This is a genomic window from Pseudomonas sp. TNT3 (genome assembly GCF_010095445.2).
Taxonomy (GTDB): Bacteria; Pseudomonadota; Gammaproteobacteria; order Pseudomonadales; family Pseudomonadaceae; genus Aquipseudomonas.
The window spans coordinates 1-25,661 of the sequence record NZ_WFGV02000003.1 but is presented as its reverse complement, the minus strand read 5'-3'; the positions used below and the strand labels follow the sequence as shown (position 1 = coordinate 25,661).

The window sequence follows — 25,661 nt, the reverse complement described above, 5'->3', positions numbered from 1 at the left end:
TTTTAACAGGATTTTGACGTCATCCATCTGTCAGTTCGACGTTAACAATGTTGCCTTCTACGCTTATAAAGACCGCCCTCTAAGGCGCGTGCTAGAGCTTCTGGCACGTGCGTGCAGCAAAATTTGTGGAAGCTTTTGTCTATGATCGATCTCGCAACCTGGAACCTCAGCGTTCCCGTCGGCAACCCGCCCTACACCGTTGAAACTGCAAAACTGGTGAAGGGGTTCAAGGATCAATACTTCCATTCCGATACCGGCACCTTGTTTTTCTGGTCACCGGTGACTGGTTCCAAAACTGAAAACGCGAAATATCCTCGCACTGAGCTTCGCGAAACCTACAGCAACGGCACCCTGCGCAACTGGCTTTACCCGGACGCCGACAACTCCCTGCGTGCCACGTTGGCGGTGAATCAGGTGCCGAGCTCGGGCAAGATCGTTATCGGTCAGATTCATGCCTATCAAAGCCAGAAGCCGATGGTGAAGGTCGAGTATCAGTACAAGACCAGCACGCAGTCAGGCAACATCGTCGCCAAGGTGCGCATGCGCCCCGACGACGGTGAAGGTCGAGTCATCACTATCGCTACCGGGGTGAAGCTGGATCAGCAATTCTCCTACCTGATTCACCTGAGTCCCGGCGGTTCGTTAGGCATTAGTGCTGCGGGCTATCAATGGGACACCGATATCAGCAAGACCTGGCGAGACAAGCCGCTGTATTTCAAGGCTGGGGTGTATGTTCAGGATCACACCGGATACACCAGCGAAGGCGGGAAGGTGACGTTCAGCAAGCTGGATATTGATCACGACAAGTAGCTTTTACGTTTGAAAAGATAGCAGCCTTCGGCAGTTCCTACTTTGAATCGTATACACCTGTAGGAATTGACGCGGCTGCGACAATTAAATCTCTTCCTGAAAAAGCAAGCGTTTTCGCCTCCCGAATGAAAACTTGTTCCACACAGTTACAAAGCGTGCATTTTTGCGCATCGCCAAATATTTATATCACCAACATCAACTTGCTTTAGGACGATATGTCATATCTATTGTCGAATCCGCCTGAATATTGTAATCAGACAACGAACGCCCGTCCTCCAGCTGCTTTCCGTCAAAAACCAAACGTTGTTGATCTGGAGGAACTCCCTCTTTGTCTTGAAACTTTGCTTTTACATATTCGATTGAGTCAGATGGCGCAACCTCAAGCGTTACTGACCTACCGCTCAGGCATAGCTTAACTGTAATTTGCATACATTACTCCTGAAGTATAATTTTCAGTCATGAAAGTAGCGTTAAACAGACAGGAAATAACCTGTCAAATGTAACAGTCTTTTAGACGACTTTGTTATATGCGCTATTACAAAAGACAAACTTAAATTCTTACAGCTATCACTACGGCTAGTTGAGAAGCGCTCATTCAAAAAATTAAGTAAACGTAAAATTCTTAAAGGACAAAAAACTGAACATTAATTTTTAAGCATAAAAAACCCGCATCGCTGCGGGTTTTTTGTGGGTGCTGATTGACGCTTAAGGCTTAGTTGACCTTGGCGTTCAACTCACCTTTGAGGTAACGCTGATACATCGCTTCCAGGGAGATCGGCTTGATCTTCGAAGCGTTGCCTGCGGTACCGAAAGCTTCGTAACGAGCGATACATACATCACGCATTGCAGTGACGGTGGCGCCAAAGAATTTACGTGGGTCGAACTCGCTCGGATTGGTGGCCATCAGGCGACGCATCGCACCGGTGGACGCCAGGCGCAGGTCGGTGTCGATGTTGACCTTGCGCACGCCGTGCTTGATGCCTTCGACGATTTCTTCAACCGGTACGCCGTAGGTTTCTTTGATGTCGCCGCCGTACTGGTTGATGATCGCCAGCCAGTCCTGAGGCACCGAAGACGAACCGTGCATGACCAGGTGAGTGTTCGGAATGCGCTTGTGGATTTCCTTGATGCGGTCGATCGCCAGCACGTCGCCGGTAGGCGGCTTGGTGAACTTGTAGGCGCCGTGGCTGGTGCCGATGGCGATGGCCAGGGCATCGACTTGAGTGCGCTTGACGAAGTCAGCGGCTTCTTCCGGGTCGGTCAGCATCTGGCTGTGATCAAGCACGCCTTCTGCACCGATGCCGTCTTCTTCACCGGCCATACCGGTTTCCAGCGAACCCAGGCAGCCCAGCTCGCCTTCTACCGAAACACCGCAGGCGTGAGCCAGGGCTACGGTTTGTTGAGTCACGCGGATGTTGTAGTCGTAGTCGGTCGGCGTCTTGCCGTCTTCGCCCAGGGAACCGTCCATCATGACCGAGCTGAAGCCCAGCTGGATGGAGCGCTGGCAGACGTCAGGGCTGGTGCCGTGGTCCTGGTGCATGCACACCGGGATGTGCGGGAATTCTTCGATGGCCGCCAGGATCAGGTGACGCAGGAACGGCGCGCCAGCGTATTTGCGAGCACCGGCCGAAGCCTGGACGATCACCGGGGAGTCAGTCTTGTCAGCGGCTTCCATGATGGCGCGCATCTGCTCAAGGTTGTTGACGTTGAAGGCTGGAACGCCGTAGCCGAACTCGGCTGCGTGGTCCAACATCTGGCGCATGCTGATAAGTGCCATTGTGTGTGTCTCTCCCGGTTTAGGGTCGTTAATCGTGCCAGCCTGCCGTAGCGGCGGCGGCTATTCAAGTTATTGCAGATCGGGGGTTGGCCCGGGCTGCGAATTCGGTAATACAAAAATCTTGAGAACCATCGATTCCCTGTGGGAGCCGAGCTTGCTCGCGATGGCGGTTTAACTGCCAGCACATGCATTGAAAGTGCCGGCCTCATCGCGAGCAAGCTCGGCTCCCACAGGTTTGGTGTCGGCTCTGGGTACTACTGCGCTTTACAACCGCGCCCAATCAAATCATTGGTGGCGACCCAGTAAACCAGGCCTTCCTCACCTTTGATGTGAAACGCCAGCATGTCGTTGCTGTACAGCGAACCCGACGCGCCGGGTTCCTGCTTGAGACGATAGACCTGGTCGGCGCCGCCAAGCCGCACATCGACTTCCTCGCGTGCAGCATCAGCATAGCGCCATACCACTTTGGCCTGGCTGTCGCAGGTCCAGGTGGTCCAGTTGTCCGCTGGGGCTGAACTGTCGAACAGGTTGAAATTCGAGCAACCTGCCAGCAGAGCCAGCGCCATGACGGCGATAAAACCTTTCATCCATGTTCCTCGACCAACGGCGCACGCCGCCGGCCTTGAGTAATGAGTCAGACCCGTCAAGGGCAACCACGCTCCTTGGCGGGGGTCTGTGTCTCGTATTTGTCCAGGCCATCAGGCCCGGAACGCTTGTTGATCACCGGGTTGGTTTCGGCCTGCCAGTCAGCCTGGTAGCAGCCTTTCTCCACCTCGGACGGAGCAGGTTCCGGGGTGGCTTTCGGGTTACTCCCGCAAGCTGCCAGTGAACCCGCGACGATCAACAGCGCTAACGTCTTGACCATGTGAACACTCCCTTTCCTGGTCAAATGAACCGCCTCAGGCCTTGGCCCGACTTTCCAGGACTTCAACGGCCGGCAGCACTTTGCCTTCGACGAATTCGAGGAATGCGCCGCCACCGGTAGAAATGTAGGAGATCTGATCGGCAACGCCATATTTATCGATGGCTGCCAGGGTGTCGCCGCCGCCAGCGATGGAGAACGCCGAGCTTTCTGCGATGGCCTGGGCCAGCACTTTGGTGCCGTTACCGAACTGGTCGAATTCGAACACGCCTACCGGGCCGTTCCACAGGATGGTCTTGGACGACTTCAGCAGCTCGGCGAAATTCGCCGCGGTCTGCGGACCGATGTCCAGGATCATGTCATCTGCGGCCACATCAGCGATCAGCTTGACGGTCGCGGTCGCGCTTTCAGCGAATTCCTTGGCAACAACAACGTCGACCGGCAATGGCACGCTGACCTTGGCGGCGATTTCGCGCGCGGTGTCCAGCAGGTCCGGCTCGTACAACGACTTGCCGACCGGGTGACCGGCAGCAGCGAGGAAGGTGTTGGCGATGCCGCCACCGACAATCAGCTGATTGCAGATCTGGCTCAGGCTGTTCAGTACGTCGAGCTTGGTCGATACCTTGGAGCCGGCAACAATGGCGGCCATAGGCTGGGCCGGAGCGCCGAGGGCTTTACCCAATGCGTCCAGCTCTGCAGCCAGCAGCGGACCCGCCGCAGCGACTTTGGCGAACTTGGCCACGCCATGGGTCGAACCCTCGGCGCGGTGAGCAGTGCCGAAGGCGTCCATCACGAACACGTCGCACAGGGCAGCGTATTGCTGGGCCAGGTCGTCAGCGTTCTTTTTCTCGCCTTTGTTGAAGCGCACGTTTTCGAACAGCACGATGTCGCCGGCTTTCACGTCGACGCCACCCAGGTAATCAGCCACCAGTGGCACTTCGCGGCCCAAGGCCTTGCTCAGGTACTCAGCCACTGGCTTGAGGCTGTTCTCGGCCGAGAACTCGCCTTCAGTCGGACGGCCAAGGTGCGAGCAGACCATCACGGCCGCGCCTTTTTCCAGGGCCAGCTTGATGGTCGGCAGCGAGGCCAGGATTCGCGCATCGCTGGTGACAACACCGTCCTTGACTGGGACGTTGAGGTCTTCGCGAATCAGTACGCGTTTACCTTGCAGATCGAGGTCGGTCATCTTCAACACGGTCATGGGTCGCATTTCCTGAGTTACGGCTTTTGAGAAGCAGAGAGTGGAGAAGCTGTTTGCAGATAGTGCTCTGCAACGTCCAGCATTCGGTTGGCAAAACCCCATTCGTTGTCGAACCAGGCCAGGATATTCACAAGCTTGGGCCCGGAAACCCGGGTCTGACTGGCATCGACGATCGCCGAATGAGGGTCATGGTTGAAATCACAGCTGGCGTGCGGCAACTCGGTATAGGCCAGCAAGCCTTTGAGCGGGCCGCTGGTGGCAGCCTCGCGCAAAATCCGGTTGATCTCGGTGGCGTCCGTCGCGGTGGCGGTCTGCATCGTAATGTCGAGGCAGGACACATTCACCGTCGGCACCCGCACGGCTTTGGCCTGAATTCTCCCGGCAAGTTCCGGTAACAGGCGTTCGATGCCACGTGCCAGACCAGTGGACACCGGAATCACCGACTGGAACGCCGAACGGGTGCGGCGCAGGTCCTCGTGGTGATAGGCGTCGATCACAGGCTGGTCGTTCATTGCCGAGTGGATGGTGGTGATCGACACGTAATCCAGGCCAATGGCCTTATCCAGCAAGCGCAGCAGCGGCACACCGCAATTAGTAGTGCAGGACGCGTTGGACACGAGCAGCTCGTCGCCGGTCAGGCAATCCTGGTTCACGCCGTAGACGATGGTGGCGTCGACATCGGCCTCGCTGGCCATCGGCTGGGAAAACAGCACCCTTGGCGCGCCGGCGTTGAGGAAACGCTGGCCGTCTTCACGGGTGTGGTAAGCGCCGGAGCATTCCAGCACCAGATCGACGTCCAGCGACGCCCAATCGATGCCTTCGGGGGTGGCGCTGCGCAGGACCTTCACGCAGACGCCATTAATATGCAGACAATCGCCGTCGACCTTCACTTCACCGGGGAAACGCCCGTGAGTGGAGTCGAAGCGTGTCAGGTATTCGATGCTGGCCATGTCGGCCAGATCGTTGATCGCAACAATTTCAAACCCGGCCTTTTCGCCACGCTCGAACAACGCACGCAAGACGCAACGACCAATCCGGCCGTAGCCGTTGAGTGCAACTTTGTAGGGACGCGGTTGGGGCATGGGGTTCTCGATAATACGCAGCCAGACGAATTTTTATACCAACCCGGACCTGTAGCAGCTGGCGCAGCCTGCGTCCGGCCGCGAAGCGGTCGTAAATTTGGCACCGCGCTTCAGTTGAAGGTACGCGGTGTCGGGTTTACGACCGCTTCGCGGCCGGACGCAGCCTTCGGCAGCTGCTACAGGGATCGCGGCAGGCATGAAAACATGACTGCCACGTCCGTGTTTTAGTCTTCCAGCAGCTCTTCAGCCTGACCCAGGATGTTTTCCAGGGTGAAGCCGAACTCTTCGAACAAGGCAGGCGCAGGCGCCGACTCGCCGTAGGTGGTCATGCCGATGACGCGACCTTCCAGGCCCACGTACTTGTACCAGTAGTCCGCGTGGGCGGCCTCGATGGCGATACGGGCGCTGACCTGCAACGGCAGAACTGCTTGCTTGTAACCGGCGTCCTGAGCATCGAACACGGTGGTGCAAGGCATCGAAACAACACGAACCTTACGACCTTGTTCGGTCAGTTTGTCGTAAGCCTGAACGGTCAGGCCGACCTCGGAACCGGTGGAGATCAGGATCAGCTCAGGCTCGCCCTCGCAGTCCTTCAACACGTAACCGCCACGGGCGATGTCGGCGATCTGGCCGGCGTCACGCTCCTGGTGCTGCAGGTTCTGACGCGAGAAGATCAGCGCCGAAGGGCCGTCCTTGCGTTCCAGAGCTAGTTTCCAGCAAACGGCCGATTCAACGGCATCGGCTGGACGCCAGGTGTCGAGGTTCGGCGTGCTGCGCAGGCTGGTCAATTGCTCGACCGGCTGGTGAGTCGGGCCGTCTTCGCCCAGACCGATGGAGTCGTGGGTGTAGACGAACACCACGCGTTTCTTCATCAGCGACGCCATGCGAACTGCGTTGCGTGCGTATTCCATGAACATCAGGAAAGTCGCGCCGTAAGGCACCAGACCGCCGTGCAGGGACACGCCGTTCATGATCGCGCTCATGCCGAATTCGCGAACGCCGTAGTACATGTAGTTGCCGCTGGCGTCTTCAGCCGAAACGCCCTTGCAACCTTTCCACAGGGTCAGGTTGGAACCGGCCAGGTCAGCGGAGCCGCCCAGCAGTTCAGGCAACAGCGGGCCATAGGCATTCAGTGCGTTCTGGCTGGCTTTACGGCTGGCGATGGTCTCGCCCTTGGCCGCGACTTCAGCGATGTAGGCCGATGCTTTTTCAGCGAAGTCAGCCGGCAGTTCGCCGCTCAGACGACGGACCAGTTCGTTGGCCAGCTCAGGGAAAGCAGCGGAGTAGGCCGCGAAACGCTGATCCCACTCGGCTTCAGCCGCGAGGCCTGCTTCCTTGGCGTCCCACTCGGCGTAGATGTCAGCCGGGATTTCGAACGGACCGTGGTTCCAGTTCAGCGCTGTGCGGGTCAGCGCGATTTCCGCGTCACCCAGCGGGGCGCCGTGGCAGTCTTCTTTGCCCTGCTTGTTCGGCGAACCGAAACCGATGGTGGTCTTGCAGCAGATCAGCGTCGGTTGCTCGCTTTTGCGTGCAGTCTCGATGGCGGTCTTGATTTCTTCAGGGTCGTGACCGTCGACGTTGCGGATCACCTGCCAGTTGTAGGCTTCGAAACGCTTCGGCGTGTCGTCGGTGAACCAGCCCTCGACTTCGCCGTCGATGGAGATGCCGTTGTCGTCGTAGAAAGCGATCAGTTTGCCCAGGCCCAGGGTACCGGCCAGGGAACCCACTTCGTGGGAAATGCCTTCCATCATGCAGCCATCACCCAGGAACACGTAGGTGTGGTGGTCAACGACGTTGTGGCCAGGACGGTTGAACTGCGCCGCCAGCACTTTTTCTGCCAGGGCGAAACCAACGGCGTTAGCCAGGCCTTGGCCCAGTGGACCGGTGGTGGTTTCAACGCCCGGGGTGTAGCCGAATTCCGGGTGACCCGGCGTACGGCTGTGCAGCTGGCGGAAGTTTTTCAGGTCATCGATCGACAGGTCATAGCCGGTCAGGTGCAGCAGCGAGTAGATCAACATCGAGCCGTGACCGTTGGACAGCACGAAGCGGTCACGGTCGGCGAACGATGGATTGCTCGGGTTGTGCTTCAGGAAGTCACGCCAAAGTACTTCGGCGATATCCGCCATACCCATAGGGGCACCGGGATGGCCGCTGTTGGCTTTTTGCACGGCATCCATGCTGAGGGCACGAATGGCGTTGGCACGCTCACGACGGCTGGGCATCGCTGTTCTCCTGGGGATTGATTAAAACGAATCGGAAAAAAGGCGAGCATTTTCCCTCACCGACCGGCCTCGGGGCAATGACAGATAGTCATCCGGGGACGTTTTTCCCATGGATAGCGGTGGTTTCGGTTGGTGAAACCTTTCCGCTGCTCGTTTGTAGAGTGGACCAGGCACGCAGAAGTGCCATCTATCGAGCAATATCAAAACTTTTTGATATTGCCCTTGCGGTGTTTTCGACCCGTGACTAGACTGCCGGCCTTATGAATTTACGCGCGCCTTCCATTCGACATGACGATTGCGACGATCTGTCGGCCCTCTGCAAGGCCGCCGGTGATCCTCTGCGCCTGAATGTATTGCGCGCGCTGGCCAACGATTCGTTTGGCGTACTGGAACTGGCGCAGATCTTCGGTATGGGCCAATCGGGCATGAGCCATCACCTCAAGGTGTTGTCCCAGGCCGGGCTGGTGGCGACTCGCCGTGAAGGCAATGCGATCTTCTACCGTCGCGCCCTGCCCCACACCGACCTGCCGGGCGGCAAGCTGCACACCGCCTTGCTCGAAGAGGTCGACGACCTGACCCTGCCTGCGGACGTTCGCTCGCGAATTACCCAGGTTCATGGCCAACGAGCGGCAGCCAGCCAGGACTTTTTTTCACGGGTTGCGGAGAAGTTTCGCGCCCAGCAAGACTTGATTGCCGGCCTGCCGCAGTACCGCGAAAGCGTGGTGGCCCTGCTCGACAAGTTGAGTTTCAACGAAGGCGCCACGGCTATTGAAGTCGGCCCCGGTGACGGTGCTTTCCTGCCGGAACTGGCGCGCCGCTTTACGCAGGTCACAGCGCTGGATAACAGCCCGGCAATGCTCGAACTGGCGCGCCAGGTGTGCGAGCGCGAGTCGTTGGCTAACGTCAGCCTGCAGCTGGCCGATGCATTGAACGGCGTCAGCCTCCAGGCCGACTGCGTTGTACTGAACATGGTGCTGCACCATTTTGCCGCGCCGGCTGATGCGCTCAAGCACATGGCCGGCTTGCTGAAACCGGGCGGAAGCCTGCTAGTAACAGAGTTATGTAGCCACAACCAGAGTTGGGCCAAGGAGGCCTGCGGTGATCTCTGGCTGGGGTTTGAACAGGACGATCTGGCCCGTTGGGCCACCGCTGCGGGACTCGTTCCCGGGGAAAGCCTCTATGTAGGCTTACGTAATGGTTTCCAGATTCAGGTCCGCCATTTTCAGCGACCGCCTGGCGACACTCACCATCGGTAAATTCAGGAAAACATCGAGATGAGCGAATACTCCCTCTTCACCTCCGAGTCCGTGTCTGAAGGGCATCCGGACAAAATCGCCGATCAGATTTCTGACGCGGTGCTGGACGCAATCATTGCTGAAGACAAGTTCGCCCGTGTGGCGTGCGAGACTCTGGTGAAAACGGGTGTGGCGATCATCGCCGGCGAAGTCACCACTTCGGCCTGGGTTGACCTGGAGCAGATCGTCCGTGACGTGATCACCGACATCGGCTACACCAGCTCCGATGTTGGCTTCGACGGTGCGACTTGCGGCGTGATGAACATCATCGGCAAGCAGTCACCTGACATCAACCAGGGTGTCGACCGTGCCAAGCCAGAAGATCAGGGCGCCGGCGACCAGGGTTTGATGTTCGGCTACGCCAGCAACGAAACCGACGTGCTGATGCCAGCGCCGATCACCTTCTCTCACCAGTTGGTGCAGCGTCAGGCCGATGCGCGCAAATCCGGGCTGTTGCCTTGGCTGCGTCCGGACGCCAAGTCCCAGGTCACCTGCCGTTACGAAAACGGCAAGGTTGTCGGTATCGACGCCGTTGTTCTGTCGACCCAGCACAACCCGGAAGTGTCTTACAAAGACCTGCGCGAAGGCGTGATGGAGCTGATCGTCAAGCACGTGCTGCCTGCCGAACTGCTGCACAAGGACACTCAGTTCCACATCAACCCGACAGGTCAGTTCATCATCGGTGGCCCGGTGGGCGACTGCGGCCTGACCGGTCGCAAGATCATCGTCGACACTTACGGCGGCATGGCCCGTCACGGTGGCGGTGCGTTCTCCGGTAAAGATCCATCGAAGGTTGACCGTTCGGCAGCCTACGCCGGTCGTTACGTGGCCAAGAACATCGTCGCAGCCGGCCTGGCCGAGCGTTGCGAGATTCAGGTTTCCTACGCGATCGGTGTTGCCCAGCCGACGTCGATCTCGTTGAACACCTTCGGCACCGGCAAGATCAGCGATGAAAAAATCATCAACCTGGTCCGTGAAGTGTTCGACCTGCGTCCTTACGCAATCACCACCATGCTCGACCTGCTGCACCCGATGTACCAGGAAACTGCTGCCTACGGCCACTTCGGTCGCACGCCGCAAACCAAGACCGTGGGCGACGATACGTTCACCACGTTCACCTGGGAAAAAACCGATCGCGCCGAGTCTCTGCGCGCTGCTGCCGGTCTGTAAAACTTCCCCGGCGGTACCAAAAGCCCTGCACGGTTCGCCGTGCGGGGCTTTTTATTGTATGAAAATCAAAAGATCGTCCGAACGCGGCCCGAGCCTTCGGCAGCTCCTACAGTTGCAAGCGAGACTCTGTAGGAGCTGCCGAAGGCTCGGGCCGCGTTCGGACGATCTTTTGATCCTCGCCCACGAAACATACTGAATGGATACCCTGATCCCAAAAGGCTAAAACTGACTAGCCTTTGAGCATCCCATTGAGCAAGGACGCTCACGATGCGCTTACTGATCGCTTTCCTCCTGACCTTCTCCTGCATGACCGCCAACGCCACCCAATGCCCCGACTGGCCCACTCCCCGCGCCCAAACCGAAATCACCAGCCTGCAAAAAAAAATCGACCTTTGGGACGACACCTATCATCGCCAGGGCCGCTCGCTTGTTGCCGACGAACTCTATGACCAATCCCGCGCGCAACTGACAACGTGGCGAAAATGTTTCGACCTCAGCGCTCCTGCGAAACCGTTGCGCACCGCTGGCGGCCCCGTTGCTCACCCCATCGTCCACACCGGCCTGGAAAAGCTCAGTGATGCACGCGCCGTCAACGCCTGGTTGAAAGATCGCAAGGATGTCTGGGTGCAGCCAAAGGTCGACGGTGTGGCGGTCACGCTGGTTTACCGAAACGGTCAACTGACTCAGGCGATCAGCCGTGGTGACGGGATCAACGGGCATGACTGGACAGCGTCCGCGCGCCTGATCAAAGACATCCCGCAGCAACTGCAGCAACCACTGGATCTGGTGCTGCAAGGCGAGCTTTACTGGCGCCTGACCGATCACGTCCAGGCCACGGCCGGCAGCCTCAACGCACGGGGCACGGTAGCCGGATTGATGACCCGCAAGGCACTGAGCGCTGAGCTTGCCGCGGGTATCGGTTTGTTTGTCTGGGATTGGCCGCAGGGCCCGGCCAATTTGCCCGCACGCCTGGCGGCACTGGACGAATTGGGTTTCCCGGGCACAGCACACTTCAGCCACCCGATCCAGGCATTTGCCGACGCCGAGCGCTGGCGTGAACACTGGTATCGCTCTCCACTGCCTTTCACCAGCGACGGTATCGTCTTGCGCCAGGAGCAACGTCCCCCGGCGGATCGCTGGCAAGCCAAAGCGCCTTACTGGATTGTTGCCTGGAAGTATCCATTCGCCCAGACGCTGGCCGAGGTGCGCAAGGTTCAGTTCAAGATTGGCCGGACCGGGAGGATCACACCGGTGCTGGACCTGGCACCGGTGTGGCTCGATGACCGGCAGATCAAGCGCGTCAGTGTCAGCTCCCTGCGGCGCTGGGAGGAGCTCGACATTCGTCCCGGCGATCAAGTGTCCATCAGTCTGGCGGGACTGACCATTCCCAGACTGGACAGCGTTGTGCTGCGCAGCACCGAGCGTGTTGAGTTGACCGTGCCGCTGGCAGCGGACTTTCATCAGCTCAGTTGCTGGCAACCCACGCCGGGATGCGAGGGTCAGTTTCTTGCGCGTCTGACCTGGCTCAGCGGCAAGCAGGGACTGGCCATGCCCCACGTCGGTCCCGGCATCTGGGAGAAACTTCTCGAAACAGGCCGTCTAAACAACCTGTTGGATTGGTTGACCCTCGATGCTCAAGAGCTTGCTAACATTAACGGCTTCGGCGAGCGCAGCACGGTTCGTTTGTTAAACAGTTTCAACAGTGCCCGGGAACGTCCCTTCGCGCACTGGCTCAAAGCGCTGGGTTTACCGCCGACGGGACAGGCAGTACTTGCGGATTCATGGCAGGAGCTGGCGCAACGAAACACCGAACAATGGCAGGCTGAAGCCGGTATCGGCCCGGGACGCGCGGCGCAATTGAGCGCCTTTTTCCGCGACCCGCAGGTCCTGGCCTTGAGCGAAATATTACGTATGGCGGGCATCGACGGTTTCTAACAGCCGGCGATGCCCACCCACCCGGGAACCCAAGTGTCGACCAGGGCTCAAACAGCCCGACGCCACTCGACCCGTTTGACTCTGCACATGGAGCTTTTATGAAATTTCTTTCTTCGCTCGCCCTGCTGACTCTTTGCAGTGTGATGGCTGCTCCACTGATGGCCGCCGAAGAGGCCCCGGGGCTGACCGGTTGCGCGGCCAAGAAACAAGGCATCATCAACCAGATCGAACTGGCCAAATCCCACGGCAACGCCGATCAGCAGGCCGGGCTGGAAAAAGCCCTCAGCGAAGTCACCGCTCATTGCACCGACGCCTCGCTGCAGAAAGAACGGGAAAACAAGGTCCTCGACGCCAAGCACGAAGTCAGCAAGCGTCAGGCGGATCTTGATAAGGCCATGAAAAAAGGCGACCCGGAAAAGATCAACAAACGCAAAGACAAACTCGCCGAGTCCCGCAAGGAATTGCAGGAAGCGCTGGACGAGCTGGATAAGTAACATCGTTTCAAGATCAAAAGATCGCAGCCTTCGTCAGCTCCTACAGAGGTACGCATGACATGTAGGAGATGCCGAAGGCTCGGGTCGCATCCGGCCGATCTTTCAATTAATCAATGATCCCGAAACTCTTTATGGCAAGCACTGCAGGCGTCTTCGACCTTTTGTACCGCCGGCCCAAGGTTGCTCACCTTGTAAGGTTGAACCTGGCTGGCGATCACCAGTTCACCGGTGGCCGCTTCAAGATGGCGGGCCATTTCCTGGAAGCGTGCCTGTTTCTGCCAGACATCATCCTTGGCGCTGGTGTGATCTTCTTCGCGCACCTGCGGAAAATGTTTCCACGGCTCATGGGACAACGCATCAAGCTTCACGGCGCCCTCGGCGAACTTCGGACCGTCGAACGGAATACGACCGCGCAACATGCCACCCAGGTCTTCGCCGGTCTTGAGCATTTGTTTGAAGATCGCTTTGCGCTGGCCCAGTGGGGAATTCGGGTCGACACCGCCACAGGCAGACAACGTCAGGCAGGCCAGCAATACAACTGAAAATCTTTTAAGAATCATGGTGGCTTCAGGTCACGGGAACGGCGGCCAGTATCCTCGCGTCATCGATAAAGACCAATAGCCCTATTATCAATATGGGTTGTTCGAGCGCATGGAGCACTCGAGCGACCGTCAAAGGAATCACTCCATGATTAGCCGTATCAAGGCATGGCGTCACAGCCTGGCCTGGACCCTTCCGATGGTAGCCGTGCTCGCGGGCTGCACCGGTGGCGAAAACAACACCCCCAAAACCCACGCGCTGGCGACCTATTCCAGCGCTACCTGGGAAGCTCTGCCGGCTGTGTCCGACAACGATCTGATCGCCGGTTTCGGTTCATGGCGCAGCGCCTGCAACCGGCTCAAGGCCGACCCGGTCTGGGGCTCGACCTGTGCGGCTTCTGCCAACGTGCCGCAAACCGCCGACGAGATTCGCGGGTTTCTCAAACAACACCTGGATGTCTACGGGCTGCGCGCCGCCAATGACAACCCGAACGGGTTGATCACCGGCTACTACGAGCCGGTCTACCCCGGCAGCCTGACGCAAACCGAAGCGGCGAACATCCCGGTGTACGGCGTGCCCGAAGACATGATCATCGTCTCTCTGGACAGCATTTATCCCGAGCTCAAGGGCAAGCGCCTGCGGGGACGCCTTGAAGGTCGCGTGCTCAAGCCATACGACGATGCAGCCACCATTGAAACCAAAGGGGTCAAGGCACCTGTCGTGGCCTGGCTGACTGATCCGATGAACCTGCAATTCCTGCAGATCCAGGGTTCGGGTCGTATTCAGCTCGATGACGGACGCCAGTTGCGCATTGCGTACGCCGACCAGAACGGTCACCCGTATCGACCGATCGGCCGCTGGCTGGTGGAGCAAGGCGAACTGAAGAAAGAAGACGTGACCATGGGCGCCATCAGCGATTGGGCCAAGGCCAATCCGATGCGCATCCCGGAACTGCTCGGCAGTAACCCGAGCTACGTGTTCTTCACCCGAAATCCGGACAGCAACGAAGGCCCTCGCGGCTCGTTGAACGTACCGTTGACGGCCGGCTACAGCGCGGCGGTGGATCGCAAGGTGATTCCACTGGGCAGTCTGCTGTGGCTATCGACAACGCGACCGGACGGCACGGCACTGGTTCGCCCGGTAGCGGCTCAGGACACCGGCGGGGCGATTGCCGGTGAAGTACGTGCGGATCTGTTCTGGGGCACCGGCGAAGCGGCCGGGCAGTTGGCAGGAGACATGAAACAGCAGGGACAGATCTGGATGTTGTGGCCGAAGGGCGCGGCGCTGCCGCAAGTACCTCAGGTGGCTGACAAAATTTAAAGTCAAAAGATCGCAGGCTTCGTCAGCGCCTACAGGGTTGCATACCTATCCCTGGTAGGCGCTGTCGAGTGAAACGAGGCTGCGATCTTTTGATCTTGTTTTTAGGCAGACACCACAAAGAAACTCACAATCAACCCCATCCCCACAAACCACACCAACGAGCGCAAGATCGCCCAGTCGGCCAGGTAGCAAATAATGAACAGCAGCCGGCTGGTAACAAACAATACGGCCAGCACATTGACCGTCACCAACTGAGCGGTGCCCACCAGGTGAGCCACGATCACCGCTGCGGCAAAAAACGGGGTCACTTCGAAGCTGTTCAGTTGCGCCGCATAGGCGCGCCTACCCAAACCGTTCAGTGAATCGAGAAAGTCCCGGGGGTCATGGTTGTCTTTCAGCGTGAACCGGCCGCTGATCTTGGCAACACCCGTGCAAAGGTAAGGCAGGCAAAACGCGATCAATACGCACCACAGAGCAACCGTCATAAATCAGTCCCTTTTTCAGTATTTGAATTTTTATCAGTCGTTAAAAATTTCATCGCCAACAAGCCGATCAATACCCGCCCACAGGCTAAGAGCCGTGGTCGACCGAAAGGTTCTTTCAGGTAACGCAAACTACACCACCACATTCACGCTAATGCTGACTCCTTTTAAAGCTCCAACGTTCGTTGTAGGCGATGTTGGCGCGGAGAATTGATTCGCGATATGTCAGCAGCTGTTTATACTGCAAGCGACCACGCCGCACTCAGTTGCACACAGACTAATTCCAATAATTTTTGCCCGCGCCCGTTCTGATCCAGATCGGACGTCGGCACGCGTATGCCTGATCACAGCGTCAAGACTACCGACAGAGACCTTGCGCATGCCACTCGCTTTGCTTGCCCTTGCTGTTGCCGCATTCGGCATCGGCACCACTGAATTCGTCATCATGGGCCTGCTGCCCGATGTCGCTCGCGACCTCGCTGTGAGCATTCCCCACGCCGGCCTGCTGATTACCGGTTACGCCCTGGGCGTGGTGTTCGGGGCGCCAATCCTTGCGGTCGGCACCGCCAACATGCCGCGCAAAGCCACGCTACTGGGCATGACCCTGATGTTCATTCTCGGCAACATTCTTTGCGCACTGGCGCCCAACTACGCCACGTTGATGGCCGCGCGTGTGGTCACGGCGCTGTGTCACGGCGCTTTTTTCGGCATCGGCTCAGTGGTGGCTGCCGGCCTCGTGGCACCGAACAAACGCGCCCAGGCGATTGCCATGATGTTCACCGGCCTGACCCTGGCCAATGTACTTGGCGTGCCATTGGGCACTGCGCTCGGACAATACGCCGGATGGCGCTCGACGTTCTGGGCGGTGTCGGTGATTGGTGTGATTGCCGCTATCGCGCAGTGGGTCTGGTTGCCAAAGGACATCGCCATGGACAAAGCCAACCTCGCCAGCGAGTTCAAAGTGCTGGGCAAGGCCAATGTGTTGATGGCGCTGGGCATGAGCGTGCTGGCATCGACCAGCCTGTTCAGCGTGTTCACCTACATCGCGCCGATCCTGCAGGACATCACCGGCGTCAGCCCGCATGGCGTGACCCTCATGCTGCTGTTGTTCGGCGTAGGTTTGACGGCGGGCAGCATGCTCGGCGGGCGACTGGCAGACAGTCGCTTGCTGCCATCGCTGGTGGGCATGGCGCTGGCGACAGTCGTGATGCTGGCCGCATTCACGCAGGCCAGCCACTCGGTGATCCCGGCCGCAATCACGCTGGTGTTGTGGGGGATTTTTGCCTTCGCCCTGTGCCCGATCCTGCAACTGCTGATCATCGATCAGGCCCATGAGGCACCGAACCTGGGTTCGACGCTGAACCAGAGTGCGTTCAACCTCGGCAATGCGGCGGGCGCCTGGATCGGCGGGCTGGTCGTGGCCAGCGGCGCCGACCTGGCCGACCTGCCATGGACCGGTGCGCTGGTCAGCGGTTTGACCGTGCTCGCCGCGCTGTACTTTATCTATCGGCAACGGCGCGAAGCGCAGCTGGCCAATGTGGTGGGCTGAAACAGCCCGAATCTTTCGGCTAACAGAAACATGTGGCGAGGGAGCTTGCTCCCGCTGGGCTGCGCAGCGGCCCCGCTTTTATCAAAAAGAACGGGACTGCTACGCAGTCCAGCGGGAGCAAGCTCCCTCGCCACACATTCAGTGCGACCCTCGACTGACAGGATTCGTGATCAAAGCGCCTGCACAATAATCTGGCTTTTCAGATCATTGATCATCACTTCAGCCGTCGCCCTCATCGCCTGAAAGTCCTCAGGTGTGCACACCGCACCTGGATGCTTGAACGCGAAACGCCGTTTGACCACCACCGCGTTGGCCTCACGGGTGTACGTGGCGCTGTAGTCGAAGCGTTCCCCGCTCAACGAAATCGCTTTGGGGGCGGCGAGAATGCTCACGTCTTTCGGAAATTCGAACCGCGCCTGCTCCTCAGTCACGCCGGATATACAGGTAAATGCCTGAGTCCGGTCCTGCTCCATGAGAAAGCCAAATACGTTTTGCGCGATGCCGCCGGACAGACTGCTCATGGTCAACACACCGATAGGACCGGGCAGGTTGACCAGGTTGTCCACGCGCCCCGCCAGCTTCATTTCATAATCGTCACCTGTGCCTTCAAGCTCCCCGGCGTCGAACTTGCCCGTGCCATTGAGTCCGTACGAAGCGAGGACTTGCTGGATCATCTGATCGCGATTGGTCGGTGTCATGGACTTCATGCCATAGCGGTTCATTTCCGCCGCCCAGCCAACCACGCGGGACGTGTGAGTGAAGTCTGCCGCGCCCGTTTTCGAGACCTTGTACAGCGTGTCGTTTTTTACCAGGCCATCCTGCTCGGCCGGCGTGCGCCCCAGCTCGCCCGACTTGGCCAGCACCACCGGTTTATCCAGTACCAGCACCGGCAGGTAGCCGCCAGCAACGCCCTCGGCGGTCGAATCCAGGTACAGGTTCAGGCTCGGCACATAAGTGATCGCGTGGTTCAGCACGCCCAGGGTCGGCACCTTCGGTAGTTCATACGCATTGCCCAAGCTGACCAATGCAGGCGTGCTTTCTATCCCTGCTGCGATCAGCAATGCTTCGAGCAATGCCACGTGATCCTTACAGTCGCCATAGCGATTGGACAGAATCGTCTCCACCGAATGCGGCACCACACCGCCTGCGCCGACATAAACAGCCACGTAGCGAATGTTCCTGCGAACCCATTCATTCAGGGCGATGGCTTTGGCCCGAGGGTTGTCGAGTTTAGAGGTGATGGTTTTAGCCAGTTCGCGGACCTGCGGCGTGACATTGACGTGGGCCCGGGAATCGTAGGCTTTGGCGAACTCGGCAAAATCAGTGAAGGTGGAGACCGCCAGGTATTGACCGTAATCCAGATACGACACCGCCCCCTGCTCTATCCGGGCCTTGTCGGCAGGCACATAGTCCCAACGATAAATCCTGCGGCCGGGCGCCGCGATCTCCGTTGACGCACTGAATCCTTTTGCGTCCGCGTTCAGGTGCATGTTCTCCGGCAGGTCATAGATCAGCGTGAGTTGCCGGGTGGGGTAGAACATCGGAGCGGTCAGGTCTTCAAACTGATTGGGAAACAACGCCGTGACGCGATTCTTCTTGTACTGGAGCACCAGGCGATCACCTACGGCGACCTCCGGAAAAATCACCACTTTCACCCGGGTATCCTGAAACATCGGCGCCTGGGTAGAGGCCTGTTCCTGTTGCTCCTTGATCTGCTCGGGCTTGACCACGACTTTGCGGCCATCAGGCTTTTGCGTATAGGCCTCAACCACATCCAGGGTTTCGAGGGTGCGGTTGTAGCTCAGTGAGCGTTGCGCATGATCCTTGATGGCCCGCTCTTCATTGATCAGGTAAACCGTGTCACTGGTGACGACAAAACTGCCATCGGCATTGATGACATTCGCCTGGATTTCTTTCTCGATCGTTACCGAAAGGTCGGTGCCATCGTCCTTGGCCTGAGCCGTGCCGAACGTCATGACCATCAGCACAAACGCGCCAAGAAGGCGCGCCGGAGGGGAAACTGAAAATTGCATAAAGATCCGTCTTCAATGAATGGGAAGCGTTCGCAATATACAACAAACGCTGCCACATCATTCCGCCAGGTTAAAAATTTATCTTTGATTTCAGGCGCTTATCTGCCCGCCTCTTGATCCGCCAATGCGGTCACTACCTGCTTCTCGATTTCCTTCTCATCGAGTCCGTAAACATCGAGAGCGGGGCTATCAGATGCCTAGTGAAAAGCCTGCGCCAGTGGCACAGGCCGGGCATCACTGATTATTTTTCGTGCTTTTGCCCATTATCCTGCTGATCCGAATTCTGCTTCGGCGGCCCGCTCTCGCTGCGAATTTGCGCATGGCTTAACAGCGCAAAGATGAAGCTGCCACCGATGATGTTGCCTGCCAGCGTCGGACCGGCGAACACCATCCAGAAATCTCCCCACGACAACTCACCCGCAAACACCAGATACGACACTTCGGCGGAACCGACGACGATGTGAGTGAAGTCTCCCAACGCCATCAAATAAGTGATGAGGATGATGATCCACATCTTGGCGCTTTCCATGGACGGGATCATCCAGACCATGGTGGCGATCATCCAGCCCGAGACGATGCCTTTGGCGAACATCTTACTGGCGTCGTTCTCCATGACCTTGCGCCCGATGTCGAGGAACGCCATGTCGGTCTTGGTATCGAAAATCGGCAGATGCAGCATCACGTAGGCGACCAGCAAGGTGCCGCACAGGTTGCCCACCAGCACCACGCTCCACAGCCGGATCAGCCGACCGAAATTGTTCAGCGTGGGCTTGGTCATGACCGGCAGCACGGCCGTGAGGGTGTTTTCGGTAAAGAGTTGCTGGCGGGCGAGGATCACCGCGAGAAAACCGGCGCAGTACCCGAAACTGGCGATCACCTTGAAAGCTTCGCCGTCCGGCAGGCGGGAGTTGAGCAGCCCCATGGCCATCAGCGACAGGCCCATGGTCAAACCGGCAGCCAGGGCCGACCACCAGAGCGCGGCGACGCTACGCTCGAGCTCCTGATCGCCCTGGGTGCGGATGATTTCGTGCAGCACCGCCGCGCGCGGGGGCTGGTTTTTGTCGACGTCGTGCTTCTCTTGCGCCGAGAGGTTCGGGGTCTTGCCGTCTTGTTGAGTGTCCATAGAGCTCCGAAACCGGTGGCGTGTGATGTACGTACGACATGCGCGGCTCGGATTCCGTTCTGTAGGCGCCGGTAAACGCTGCTTCTTTTGGCCTTTATTTTTTAAAACAAGATCAAAAGCTCGCAGCCTCCGGCAGCTCCTACAGGGCTCGCATTACTCGCTTAAGCCTTCATCCTTGAACTGGTCTTTGACGTACAGGATCTCGGTGCGACCGTGAGGCGCGGGCAAGCCGTCTTCGCCAAGGTTCACAAACACCATCTTCTCGACCGTCAGAATGCTTTTGCGGGTGATCTTGTTGCGCACTTCGCAGGTCAGGGTGATCGAGGTACGACCGAATTCGGTGGCGGTGATGCCCAGTTCGATGATGTCGCCCTGGCGCGAGGCGCTGACGAAGTTGATTTCGGAAATGTACTTGGTGACCACGCGCTGGTTGCCCAGCTGGACGATGGCGTAGATCGCCGCTTCTTCGTCGATCCAGCGCAACAGGCTGCCGCCGAACAGCGTGCCGTTGGGGTTGAGGTCTTCTGGTTTTACCCATTTGCGGGTGTGGAAATTCATATTCACTCCTGACCGTCTTGCCGATTGATGCCGCACATCATGGCAGAGCCCGGGCTAGAGCTCTATTAAGCTTCGACTATGGTCGCGATTACCGTTCAGGCATTGACCTGCAGAAAGACTTTGGAAGATCAGCTTAGCCCGCTATAATCGCCACCGTTTCAAAACGGTCATCATCGATTGATACCGTTTTCCCGCCACCTGTCCGAGGGGCGCTGCAGCAGGTTCGACCTGTCAGGCTCGGATGGGGCGTTGCCCGGTCATCATCGACCGGACACTAAACGCACAACGGCGCCCATTCGCATACATTACGAATGGAGGCTCATCATGAGCGCTGTCATCACGCCTGCAGATTTTAACGATTACAAAGTCGCCGACATGTCCCTGGCTGCCTGGGGTCGTCGCGAAACCATCATCGCCGAATCCGAAATGCCAGCCCTGATGGGTCTGCGCCGCAAGTACGCCGGTGAGCAGCCGCTCAAAGGCGCGAAGATTCTCGGCTGCATCCACATGACCATTCAGACTGCCGTGCTGATCGAAACCCTGGTTGCCCTGGGTGCCGAAGTACGCTGGTCGTCCTGCAACATTTTCTCGACTCAGGATCAGGCCGCTGCCGCTATCGCCGCTGCCGGCATCGCTGTCTACGCCTGGAAAGGCGAGACCGAAGAAGAGTACGAGTGGTGCCTGGAGCAAACCATCCTTAAAGATGGCGCGCCTTGGGATGCCAACATGATCCTCGACGACGGCGGCGACCTGACCGAGCTGCTGCACAAGAAATACCCGGCGATCCTGGACCGCGTCCACGGCGTTACCGAAGAAACCACCACTGGCGTTCACCGCCTGCTGGACATGCTGGCCAAGGGCGAGCTGAAAATCCCGGCCATCAACGTCAACGACTCGGTGACCAAGAGCAAGAACGACAACAAGTACGGCTGCCGTCACAGCCTGAACGACGCGATCAAGCGCGGCACCGACCACCTGCTGTCCGGCAAGCAAGCGCTGGTCATCGGTTACGGTGACGTGGGCAAGGGCTCGGCCCAGTCCCTGCGTCAGGAAGGCATGATCGTCAAAGTGTCCGAAGTCGATCCGATCTGCGCCATGCAAGCCTGCATGGACGGTTTCGAACTGGTTTCGCCGTTCATCGACGGTATCAACAACGGTACTGAAGAAAGCATCGACAAAGCGCTGCTGGGCAAGATCGACCTGATCGTGACCACCACCGGCAACGTCAATGTTTGCGATTCGAACATGCTCAAAGCCCTGAAGAAGCGCGCCGTTGTCTGCAACATTGGTCACTTCGACAACGAAATCGACACGGCTTTCATGCGCAAGAACTGGGCATGGGAAGAAGTGAAGCCACAGGTACACAAGATCCACCGTACCGGTCCTGGCGCGTTCGACGCTCAGAACGACGACTACCTGATCCTGCTGGCCGAAGGCCGTCTGGTTAACCTGGGCAACGCTACCGGTCACCCAAGCCGCATCATGGACGGTTCGTTCGCCAACCAGGTTCTGGCGCAGATCTTCCTGTTCGGCCAGAAATACGCCGACCTGTCGCCAGCCCAGAAAGCCGAGCGCCTGACGGTTGAAGTACTGCCGAAGAAACTCGACGAAGAAGTGGCCCTGGAAATGGTCCGCGGCTTTGGCGGCGTCGTGACTCAACTGACCAAGACCCAGGCCGACTACATCGGCGTGACCGTCGAAGGTCCGTTCAAGCCGCACGCTTACCGTTACTGATCGGTCCTGCTGCCTGCTCCCCCTGTGGGAGCGGGCTTTTGTGGTGAAGGTTTAGCGAAACGTCGCACCGCCCCGTTCGGCTGCGAAGCAGTCGCAAAGCTATGGGGTCGCTGCGCGACCCAACGGGGATAAATCCCCTCACCACAAAAGCCCGCTTCCACAGGTACCGTGCAAGCCTTCCAGGCTCATGAGTTTCCAAGGATACGACCATGTCCCAAGACCGTCGCTACAGCTTCGAGTTCTTCCCTACGAAGACCGACGCTGGGCATGAAAAGCTGCTCGCCACTGCCCGTCAGTTGGCCACGTACAACCCCGATTTCTTCTCCTGCACCTATGGCGCTGGCGGTTCGACCCGTGATCGCACCATCAACACCGTGTTGCAGCTGGAAAGCGAAGTCAAAGTCCCTGCCGCACCGCATCTGTCTTGCGTAGGCGACAGCAAGGATGATCTGCGCAGCCTGCTGACTCAGTACAAGGCTGCCGGCATCACGCGTATTGTCGCCCTGCGCGGTGATTTGCCATCAGGCATGGGCATGGCCAGCGGTGAACTGCGCCACGCCAATGACCTGGTGGAATTCATTCGTGAAGAAACCGGCGATCATTTCCATATCGAAGTCGCCGCTTACCCGGAAATGCACCCGCAAGCGCGTAACTTCGAAGACGATCTCGCCAACTTCGTTCGCAAAGCGAATGCCGGTGCCGACAGCGCAATCACCCAGTACTTCTTCAACGCCGACAGCTACTTCTATTTCGTCGAGCGTGTACGGGCACTGGGCGTGAATATTCCGATCGTGCCGGGCATCATGCCGATCACCAACTACAGCAAGCTCGCGCGCTTCTCCGATGCCTGCGGTGCGGAAATTCCGCGCTGGATCCGCAAGCAGCTGGAAGCCTACGGCGATGACACCAAGAGCATTCAAGGTTTCGGTGAGCAAGTGATCACCGAAATGTGCGAACGCCTGCTGCAAGGTGGCGCGCCAGGGTTGCACTTCTACACCTTGAACCAGGCTGAACCGAGCCTGGCGGTGTGGAACAACCTGAAGTTGCCGCGTTAATACACAGCAAAGCAAGATCAAAAGATCGCAGCCTTCGGCAGCTCCTGCACGGTTTGTTTAACCTCTGTAGGACCTGTCAAAGGCTGCGATCTTTTGCTTTTAACGCCCTGTTTTTGTGCGCCAATACACGGAGTTAGAGCTTCTGCGGCCAGTTTCTGGCTCTTTCCGGTTTCTCGTCGTAATCTCAAGCCATGCCTTTGATCTCACAGTTGCTGACAGTGATTTTATTCACGTGCCTGAGCTTTACCGCTCGGGCCGAGAAACTGCGCATTGTCACTGAACCCTGGGCGCCTTACGTGTACGAGGAGAACGGCAAAAAGCTGGGGCTGGACTACGAAACCACCGCCATTGTCTTCAAGCGTCTGGGCATTGAAGTGGAGTGGCAGTTCCTGCCATGGAAGCGCTGCCTGTCGATGCTCGAGCAGGGTCAGGCCGACGGAGCACTGGATATTTTCCACAGCGTCGAGCGCGATGCGACCCTGCTCTACCCCAGCGAACCCCTCTCGCAAGTGCAATTCGTGATGTTCTACGCCAACGCCCGCCCTCACCCGTTCAGTACCCTGGATGGTTTACGCGGACTAAGCGTCGGTACCTCGCCGGGCTATCTCTACAGCACGGATTTCAGCGAGTCGACGTTGTTCACACGGGAGCCCGCGCCGAGCCACGAAGCCAACTTCGGCAAACTGGTACGAGGACGAATCGACCTGCTGATCACTGATCGCCGAGTCGGTCAGCACCTGATCGACGAGTTGAACCTCCGGGACGAGATCACCGAAAACCCGCTGATCATCAGCGAGCAAAGCCAGTATCTGGCGGTACGACGCAACGCTGGGATGGACTTATTGGTGCAACGCTTCGGCGCCGAGCTCAAACGCTTCAAGCGGGAGCCCGCCTACGCGGAACTGAGTGCCAGATACGGTGCCGGACCTGCCGCCAATGCCAACGCCGCCAGCGTCACCCGTGCCAGCGGAAAAACCGTTGAGCAGCAGGAAAGCAGCGCGCAGTGATTGCTCTGTTATACTCCGGCCTTCCCGCCAGGCTCACGCCCGGACGCTCGGACTTGTTCAAGGCATCTCGACCCCGCTACAGCGCAGCTTTTCAGCCCGCGCGAGCGCTCCAGACGAGCTTTCAAGGCCCAGCAGGACCGGACGGGGTTGCGTTCTTCTTAAACGCGATTCGCGCCAGGCAAGACTCCCATTGGGCCAAGCCCTAACTAAAACAGGATTACTCATGTCCTTTGCTTCCCTCGGTCTCTCCGAGGCTTTAGTCCGCGCCATCGAGGCAGCGGGCTATACCGAGCCTACTCCGGTGCAACAGCGGGCTATTCCCGCCGTGTTGCAAGGTCGCGACCTGATGGTTGCGGCTCAGACAGGTACTGGTAAAACCGGTGGCTTCGCCCTTCCGATCCTGGAGCGGTTGTTCCCTAATGGTCATCCGGACAAGTCCCAGCGTCATGGCCCGCGCCAACCGCGCGTACTGGTCCTGACCCCTACCCGTGAACTCGCCGCTCAAGTACACGAAAGCTTCAAGATCTATGCCCGTGACCTGAAGTTCGTCAGCGCCTGCATCTTCGGTGGCGTCGGCATGAACCCACAGGTTCAGGCCATGTCCCGCGGTGTAGACGTGCTCGTCGCCTGCCCGGGCCGCCTGCTCGACCTCGCCGGCCAAGGCAGCGTCGATTTGTCCCACGTGGAAATCCTCGTGCTGGACGAAGCGGACCGCATGCTCGACATGGGCTTCGTCCATGACGTGAAGAAGGTCCTGGCTCGTCTGCCGAGCAAACGTCAGAACCTGCTGTTCTCGGCGACGTTCTCCAAGGACATCACCGACCTTGCCGGCAAGCTGCTGCATAACCCGGAACGCATCGAAGTCACGCCGCCGAACACCACGGTCGAGCGTATCGAGCAGCGCGTGTTCCGTTTGCCTGCCAACCACAAGCGTTCGTTGCTGGCTCACCTGATCACCGCTGGCGCCTGGGAACAGGTCCTGGTGTTCACCCGCACCAAGCACGGCGCCAACCGTCTGGCCGAGTACCTGGACAAGCACGGTCTTTCCGCCGTCGCGATCCACGGCAACAAGAGCCAGAATGCCCGTACCAAAGCACTCGCCGATTTCAAGGCCGGTGAAGTGCGCATCCTGGTTGCCACCGACATCGCCGCTCGCGGCCTCGACATCGACCAGTTGCCACACGTGGTCAACTTCGAGCTGCCGAACGTCGACGAAGATTACGTTCACCGCATCGGCCGTACTGGCCGTGCCGGTCGATCGGGCGAGGCGATCTCTCTGGTTGCCCCGGACGGGCCAAACGCTTGCATCAGGGCGCTGTCATCGAACTCGCCAACGATGCGCGGCTGGATCTGCTGCTCGGCGAACCAGCGTTGCAAGCGACTGCGAACGACGGTTTCCGGCCCGGGAATCA

At 58.5% G+C, this 25,661-nt stretch carries 23 protein-coding genes and 1 riboswitch; of the genes, 11 read left to right on the top strand and 12 right to left on the bottom strand.

The annotated features are described in order from the left end of the window. The first annotated feature begins 141 nt into the window (after window positions 1–141). Complete coding sequence (locus GBC55_RS03015) at window positions 142–810, top strand: polysaccharide lyase family 7 protein (protein ID WP_162436159.1); 669 nt, start codon at window positions 142–144, stop codon at window positions 808–810. Between the two features lie 195 nt (window positions 811–1,005). Here GBC55_RS03015 and GBC55_RS03010 read toward each other — a convergent pair whose 3' ends face one another. The 7 genes from GBC55_RS03010 to tkt form a co-directional block, all read right to left on the bottom strand. After that, the gene (locus tag GBC55_RS03010; protein WP_162436158.1) at window positions 1,006–1,239 is read right to left on the bottom strand and encodes a ubiquitin-like protein; all 234 of its coding nucleotides are present in this window, start codon (window positions 1,237–1,239) and stop codon (window positions 1,006–1,008) included. A gap of 283 nt (window positions 1,240–1,522) precedes the next feature. Next, complete coding sequence (fba, locus tag GBC55_RS03005; RefSeq protein WP_046045276.1) at window positions 1,523–2,587, bottom strand: class II fructose-bisphosphate aldolase; 1,065 nt, start codon at window positions 2,585–2,587, stop codon at window positions 1,523–1,525. A gap of 254 nt (window positions 2,588–2,841) precedes the next feature. Continuing rightward, window positions 2,842–3,174, bottom strand: a complete 333-nt coding sequence (locus GBC55_RS03000) for an MliC family protein (protein WP_162436157.1) — start codon at window positions 3,172–3,174, stop codon at window positions 2,842–2,844. Window positions 3,175–3,230: 56 nt separating this feature from the next. Then, window positions 3,231–3,452 (bottom strand): hypothetical protein, encoded by a 222-nt coding sequence (locus tag GBC55_RS02995; RefSeq protein ID WP_162436156.1) that lies wholly within the window; start codon window positions 3,450–3,452, stop codon window positions 3,231–3,233. A gap of 34 nt (window positions 3,453–3,486) precedes the next feature. Next, complete coding sequence (locus GBC55_RS02990) at window positions 3,487–4,650, bottom strand: phosphoglycerate kinase (protein WP_162436155.1); 1,164 nt, start codon at window positions 4,648–4,650, stop codon at window positions 3,487–3,489. Between the two features lie 17 nt (window positions 4,651–4,667). After that, entirely contained in the window at window positions 4,668–5,732 is a 1,065-nt protein-coding gene (epd, locus tag GBC55_RS02985) for an erythrose-4-phosphate dehydrogenase (protein ID WP_162436154.1), read from the bottom strand. A gap of 224 nt (window positions 5,733–5,956) precedes the next feature. Continuing rightward, window positions 5,957–7,954: a transketolase gene (tkt, locus tag GBC55_RS02980; RefSeq protein ID WP_162436153.1), complete on the bottom strand. Its 1,998-nt coding sequence runs from the start codon at window positions 7,952–7,954 to the stop codon at window positions 5,957–5,959. A 260-nt stretch (window positions 7,955–8,214) separates the two neighbouring features. On the opposite strand from tkt, the gene GBC55_RS02975 reads away from it, so the two are divergent. The 4 genes from GBC55_RS02975 (at window position 8,215) to GBC55_RS02960 (ending at window position 12,848) form a co-directional block, all read left to right on the top strand. After that, entirely contained in the window at window positions 8,215–9,210 is a 996-nt protein-coding gene (locus GBC55_RS02975; RefSeq protein ID WP_162436152.1) for a metalloregulator ArsR/SmtB family transcription factor, read from the top strand. A gap of 18 nt (window positions 9,211–9,228) precedes the next feature. Next, complete coding sequence (gene metK / locus GBC55_RS02970; RefSeq protein ID WP_162436151.1) at window positions 9,229–10,419, top strand: methionine adenosyltransferase; 1,191 nt, start codon at window positions 9,229–9,231, stop codon at window positions 10,417–10,419. Between the two features lie 267 nt (window positions 10,420–10,686). Next, window positions 10,687–12,354 carry an NAD-dependent DNA ligase LigB gene (ligB, locus tag GBC55_RS02965; protein ID WP_162436150.1) on the top strand — a complete coding sequence of 556 codons (1,668 nt, stop codon included), beginning with the start codon at window positions 10,687–10,689 and terminating at the stop codon, window positions 12,352–12,354. A gap of 98 nt (window positions 12,355–12,452) precedes the next feature. After that, complete coding sequence (locus tag GBC55_RS02960; RefSeq protein ID WP_162436149.1) at window positions 12,453–12,848, top strand: DUF1090 domain-containing protein; 396 nt, start codon at window positions 12,453–12,455, stop codon at window positions 12,846–12,848. 110 nt (window positions 12,849–12,958) lie between these two features. Here the strand turns inward: GBC55_RS02960 and GBC55_RS02955 are convergent, their stop codons facing one another. Next, window positions 12,959–13,408 (bottom strand): cytochrome c, encoded by a 450-nt coding sequence (locus GBC55_RS02955; protein WP_162436148.1) that lies wholly within the window; start codon window positions 13,406–13,408, stop codon window positions 12,959–12,961. A gap of 127 nt (window positions 13,409–13,535) precedes the next feature. Between GBC55_RS02955 and GBC55_RS02950 the strand changes: the two genes are divergently transcribed. Then, a complete protein-coding gene (locus tag GBC55_RS02950; RefSeq protein ID WP_162436147.1) occupies window positions 13,536–14,708 on the top strand; it encodes an MltA domain-containing protein in 1,173 nt (390 codons plus the stop codon). A gap of 101 nt (window positions 14,709–14,809) precedes the next feature. Here the strand turns inward: GBC55_RS02950 and GBC55_RS02945 are convergent, their stop codons facing one another. Beyond that, window positions 14,810–15,193 (bottom strand): MAPEG family protein, encoded by a 384-nt coding sequence (locus GBC55_RS02945; protein ID WP_162436146.1) that lies wholly within the window; start codon window positions 15,191–15,193, stop codon window positions 14,810–14,812. A 376-nt stretch (window positions 15,194–15,569) separates the two neighbouring features. Between GBC55_RS02945 and GBC55_RS02940 the strand changes: the two genes are divergently transcribed. Further along, on the top strand, window positions 15,570–16,739 hold the full coding sequence (locus GBC55_RS02940; protein ID WP_247266852.1) for an MFS transporter: 1,170 nt from the start codon (window positions 15,570–15,572) through the stop codon (window positions 16,737–16,739). A 170-nt stretch (window positions 16,740–16,909) separates the two neighbouring features. On the opposite strand, the gene GBC55_RS02935 is transcribed toward GBC55_RS02940, so the two are convergent. The 3 genes from GBC55_RS02935 to GBC55_RS02925 form a co-directional block, all read right to left on the bottom strand. Further along, window positions 16,910–18,772: a DUF3857 and transglutaminase domain-containing protein gene (locus GBC55_RS02935; RefSeq protein WP_348650973.1), complete on the bottom strand. Its 1,863-nt coding sequence runs from the start codon at window positions 18,770–18,772 to the stop codon at window positions 16,910–16,912. 241 nt (window positions 18,773–19,013) lie between these two features. Continuing rightward, window positions 19,014–19,895 (bottom strand): formate/nitrite transporter family protein, encoded by an 882-nt coding sequence (locus GBC55_RS02930; protein WP_162441073.1) that lies wholly within the window; start codon window positions 19,893–19,895, stop codon window positions 19,014–19,016. Between the two features lie 153 nt (window positions 19,896–20,048). After that, window positions 20,049–20,453 carry a hotdog domain-containing protein gene (locus tag GBC55_RS02925; RefSeq protein ID WP_162441072.1) on the bottom strand — a complete coding sequence of 135 codons (405 nt, stop codon included), beginning with the start codon at window positions 20,451–20,453 and terminating at the stop codon, window positions 20,049–20,051. Window positions 20,454–20,651: 198 nt separating this feature from the next. Further along, a riboswitch (S-adenosyl-L-homocysteine riboswitch) is annotated at window positions 20,652–20,754 on the top strand. Window positions 20,755–20,777: 23 nt separating this feature from the next. Here GBC55_RS02925 and ahcY point away from each other — a divergent pair. The 4 genes from ahcY to GBC55_RS02905 all read left to right on the top strand — a co-directional run. Then, entirely contained in the window at window positions 20,778–22,187 is a 1,410-nt protein-coding gene (gene ahcY, locus GBC55_RS02920; RefSeq protein WP_162441071.1) for an adenosylhomocysteinase, read from the top strand. Window positions 22,188–22,396: 209 nt separating this feature from the next. Beyond that, entirely contained in the window at window positions 22,397–23,242 is an 846-nt protein-coding gene (gene metF / locus GBC55_RS02915; RefSeq protein WP_162441070.1) for a methylenetetrahydrofolate reductase [NAD(P)H], read from the top strand. A 191-nt stretch (window positions 23,243–23,433) separates the two neighbouring features. After that, window positions 23,434–24,249: a transporter substrate-binding domain-containing protein gene (locus GBC55_RS02910; protein ID WP_162441069.1), complete on the top strand. Its 816-nt coding sequence runs from the start codon at window positions 23,434–23,436 to the stop codon at window positions 24,247–24,249. A gap of 223 nt (window positions 24,250–24,472) precedes the next feature. After that, the coding region (locus tag GBC55_RS02905) for a DEAD/DEAH box helicase (protein ID WP_247266851.1) at window positions 24,473–25,661 on the top strand (1,189 nt) is incomplete at its 3' end.

What these genes read in the sequence shown, in the direction of transcription:
- GBC55_RS03015 (WP_162436159.1), top strand. Translation starts at nt 142, where the DNA reads ATGATCGATCTCGCAACCTGGAACCTCAGCGTTCCCGTCGGCAACCCG.
- GBC55_RS03010 (WP_162436158.1), bottom strand. Translation starts at nt 1,239, where the DNA reads ATGCAAATTACAGTTAAGCTATGCCTGAGCGGTAGGTCAGTAACGCTT.
- fba (WP_046045276.1), bottom strand. Translation starts at nt 2,587, where the DNA reads ATGGCACTTATCAGCATGCGCCAGATGTTGGACCACGCAGCCGAGTTC.
- GBC55_RS03000 (WP_162436157.1), bottom strand. Translation starts at nt 3,174, where the DNA reads ATGAAAGGTTTTATCGCCGTCATGGCGCTGGCTCTGCTGGCAGGTTGC.
- GBC55_RS02995 (WP_162436156.1), bottom strand. Translation starts at nt 3,452, where the DNA reads ATGGTCAAGACGTTAGCGCTGTTGATCGTCGCGGGTTCACTGGCAGCT.
- GBC55_RS02990 (WP_162436155.1), bottom strand. Translation starts at nt 4,650, where the DNA reads ATGACCGTGTTGAAGATGACCGACCTCGATCTGCAAGGTAAACGCGTA.
- epd (WP_162436154.1), bottom strand. Translation starts at nt 5,732, where the DNA reads ATGCCCCAACCGCGTCCCTACAAAGTTGCACTCAACGGCTACGGCCGG.
- tkt (WP_162436153.1), bottom strand. Translation starts at nt 7,954, where the DNA reads ATGCCCAGCCGTCGTGAGCGTGCCAACGCCATTCGTGCCCTCAGCATG.
- GBC55_RS02975 (WP_162436152.1), top strand. Translation starts at nt 8,215, where the DNA reads ATGAATTTACGCGCGCCTTCCATTCGACATGACGATTGCGACGATCTG.
- metK (WP_162436151.1), top strand. Translation starts at nt 9,229, where the DNA reads ATGAGCGAATACTCCCTCTTCACCTCCGAGTCCGTGTCTGAAGGGCAT.
- ligB (WP_162436150.1), top strand. Translation starts at nt 10,687, where the DNA reads ATGCGCTTACTGATCGCTTTCCTCCTGACCTTCTCCTGCATGACCGCC.
- GBC55_RS02960 (WP_162436149.1), top strand. Translation starts at nt 12,453, where the DNA reads ATGAAATTTCTTTCTTCGCTCGCCCTGCTGACTCTTTGCAGTGTGATG.
- GBC55_RS02955 (WP_162436148.1), bottom strand. Translation starts at nt 13,408, where the DNA reads ATGATTCTTAAAAGATTTTCAGTTGTATTGCTGGCCTGCCTGACGTTG.
- GBC55_RS02950 (WP_162436147.1), top strand. Translation starts at nt 13,536, where the DNA reads ATGATTAGCCGTATCAAGGCATGGCGTCACAGCCTGGCCTGGACCCTT.
- GBC55_RS02945 (WP_162436146.1), bottom strand. Translation starts at nt 15,193, where the DNA reads ATGACGGTTGCTCTGTGGTGCGTATTGATCGCGTTTTGCCTGCCTTAC.
- GBC55_RS02940 (WP_247266852.1), top strand. Translation starts at nt 15,570, where the DNA reads ATGCCACTCGCTTTGCTTGCCCTTGCTGTTGCCGCATTCGGCATCGGC.
- GBC55_RS02935 (WP_348650973.1), bottom strand. Translation starts at nt 18,772, where the DNA reads ATGCAATTTTCAGTTTCCCCTCCGGCGCGCCTTCTTGGCGCGTTTGTG.
- GBC55_RS02930 (WP_162441073.1), bottom strand. Translation starts at nt 19,895, where the DNA reads ATGGACACTCAACAAGACGGCAAGACCCCGAACCTCTCGGCGCAAGAG.
- GBC55_RS02925 (WP_162441072.1), bottom strand. Translation starts at nt 20,453, where the DNA reads ATGAATTTCCACACCCGCAAATGGGTAAAACCAGAAGACCTCAACCCC.
- ahcY (WP_162441071.1), top strand. Translation starts at nt 20,778, where the DNA reads ATGAGCGCTGTCATCACGCCTGCAGATTTTAACGATTACAAAGTCGCC.
- metF (WP_162441070.1), top strand. Translation starts at nt 22,397, where the DNA reads ATGTCCCAAGACCGTCGCTACAGCTTCGAGTTCTTCCCTACGAAGACC.
- GBC55_RS02910 (WP_162441069.1), top strand. Translation starts at nt 23,434, where the DNA reads ATGCCTTTGATCTCACAGTTGCTGACAGTGATTTTATTCACGTGCCTG.